Below are 2,500 nucleotides of genomic sequence, written 5' to 3'. Positions count from 1 at the left end.
ATAATGGGTCAACGACTTAGTGTAACGAGCGAGCTTAAGCCGGTAGGTGGAGGCGCAGCGAAAGCGAGTCTGAACAGGGCGTTCAGTTCGTTGCATTAGACCCGAAACCGAGTGATCTAGCCATGAGCAGGTTGAAGGTTGGGTAACACCAACTGGAGGACCGAACCCGCATCTGTTGCAATAGATTGGGATGACTTGTGGCTAGGGGTGAAAGGCCAATCAAACTCGGAGATAGCTGGTTCTCCGCGAAATCTATTTAGGTAGAGCGTCTGACGAATACCCCGGGGGGTAGAGCACTGGATGGGCTATGGGGACTCACCGTCTTACTGATCCTAACCAAACTGCGAATACCCGGGAGTACTATCAGGCAGACACACGGCGGGTGCTAACGTCCGTCGTGAAGAGGGCAACAACCCTGACCTCCAGCTAAGGTCCCCAAGTCATGGCTAAGTGGGAAAGGATGTGAGACTCCCAAAACAACCAGGATGTTGGCTTAGAAGCAGCCATCATTTAAAGAAAGCGTAACAGCTCACTGGTCTAATTAAGGGGTTTTGCGCCGAAAATGTAACGGGGCTAAAGCCATGCACCGAAGCTGAGGATTCCCGCAAGGGAGTGGTAGCGGAGCGTTCCGTAAGCCTGTGAAGGGATACTCGTGAGAGATCCTGGAGGTATCGGAAGTGCGAATGTTGACATGAGTAACGATAAAGGGAGTGAGAGACTCCCTCGCCGAAAGACCAAGGGTTCCTGCTTAAAGTTAATCTGAGCAGGGTTAGCCGGCCCCTAAGACGAGGCGGACACGCGTAGTCGATGGGAACCACGTGAATATTCGTGGGCCTGGCGGGAAGTGACGGATCGGGCAACTTGTAAAGGCTTATTGGATTGTCTTTGCAGGGAACCGGTTCCAGGAAAGAGCCCCGCCTTATAGACCGTACCCGAAACCGACACAGGTGGTCAGGTAGAGCATACCAAGGCGCTTGAGAGAACTATGTTGAAGGAACTCGGCAAATTGCACGCGTAACTTCGGAAGAAGCGTGACCCCTTTGCACGCAAGTGTGATGGGGTGGCACAGACCAGGGGGTAGCGACTGTTTATCAAAAACACAGGGCTCTGCGAAGTCCATAAGACGACGTATAGGGTCTGACGCCTGCCCGGTGCTGGAAGGTTAAGAGGAGAGGTGCAAGCTTTGAATCGAAGCCCCAGTAAACGGCGGCCGTAACTATAACGGTCCTAAGGTAGCGAAATTCCTTGTCGGGTAAGTTCCGACCTGCACGAATGGCGTAACGACTTCCCCGCTGTCTCCAACATAGACTCAGTGAAATTGAATTCCCCGTGAAGATGCGGGGTTCCTGCGGTCAGACGGAAAGACCCCGTGCACCTTTACTATAGCTTTACACTGGCATTCGTGTCGGCATGTGTAGGATAGGTGGTAGGCTTTGAAGCGGGGACGCCAGTCTTCGTGGAGCCATCCTTGAAATACCACCCTTATCGTCATGGATGTCTAACCGCGGCCCGTTATCCGGGTCCGGGACAGTGTATGGTGGGTAGTTTGACTGGGGCGGTCGCCTCCGAAAGAGTAACGGAGGCGCGCGATGGTGGGCTCAGAGCGGTCGGAAATCGCTCGTCGAGTGCAATGGCATAAGCCCGCCTGACTGCGAGACTGACAAGTCGAGCAGAGACGAAAGTCGGTCATAGTGATCCGGTGGTCCCGCGTGGAAGGGCCATCGCTCAACGGATAAAAGGTACGCCGGGGATAACAGGCTGATGACCCCCAAGAGTCCATATCGACGGGGTTGTTTGGCACCTCGATGTCGGCTCATCGCATCCTGGGGCTGGAGCAGGTCCCAAGGGTTTGGCTGTTCGCCAATTAAAGCGGTACGTGAGCTGGGTTCAGAACGTCGTGAGACAGTTCGGTCCCTATCTGCCGTGGGTGTAGGAATATTGACAGGATCTGTCCCTAGTACGAGAGGACCGGGATGGACATATCTCTGGTGGACCTGTTGTCGTGCCAACGGCATAGCAGGGTAGCTATATATGGAAGGGATAACCGCTGAAGGCATCTAAGCGGGAAACCCACCTGAAAACGAGTATTCCCTCGAGAACCGTGGAAGACGACCACGTTGATAGGAGGCGTGTGGACGTGCAGCAATGCATGAAGCTTAGCCTTACTAATCGTTCGATAGAACTTGATCGTTCCCATTGCTTATGCGCATCTCCAGGGGATTACGACAGTAATCCCCGACAGAGCCGCAAACGCCTGAAGCCCGACAGGTGCAAGGCAAAGCCTTGTACCGAAAGGGCAGGGCACAAAGCAAACAAACCAAAGACGTGTCACAAAGCGCAAACCGCGCACCAGCTTCTCAATTCTTGCCCTTAGCCGACCTGGTGGTTACGGCGGGGTGGCCGCACCCGTTCCCATTCCGAACACGGCCGTGAAACGCCCCAGCGCCAATGGTACTTCGTCTCAAGACGCGGGAGAGTCGGTCGCTGCCAGGTCTGCTAA

At 54.5% G+C, this 2,500-nt stretch carries 2 rRNA genes (1 of these 2 cut by a window edge); both read left to right on the top strand.

Annotated features, from left to right (window positions below):
* Positions 1 to 2,191 (top strand): 23S ribosomal RNA (locus BJF92_RS00090); it begins 607 nt to the left of the window's first position.
* Positions 2,192 to 2,378: 187 nt separating this feature from the next.
* Positions 2,379 to 2,493 (top strand): 5S ribosomal RNA (gene rrf, locus BJF92_RS00085).
* Positions 2,494 to 2,500 lie beyond the last annotated feature (7 nt).

The sequence above is a fragment of the Xaviernesmea rhizosphaerae genome (assembly GCF_001938945.1).
Lineage (GTDB): Bacteria > Pseudomonadota > Alphaproteobacteria > Rhizobiales > Rhizobiaceae > Xaviernesmea > Xaviernesmea rhizosphaerae.
This window is presented reverse-complemented; position numbering and strand designations above follow the sequence as displayed.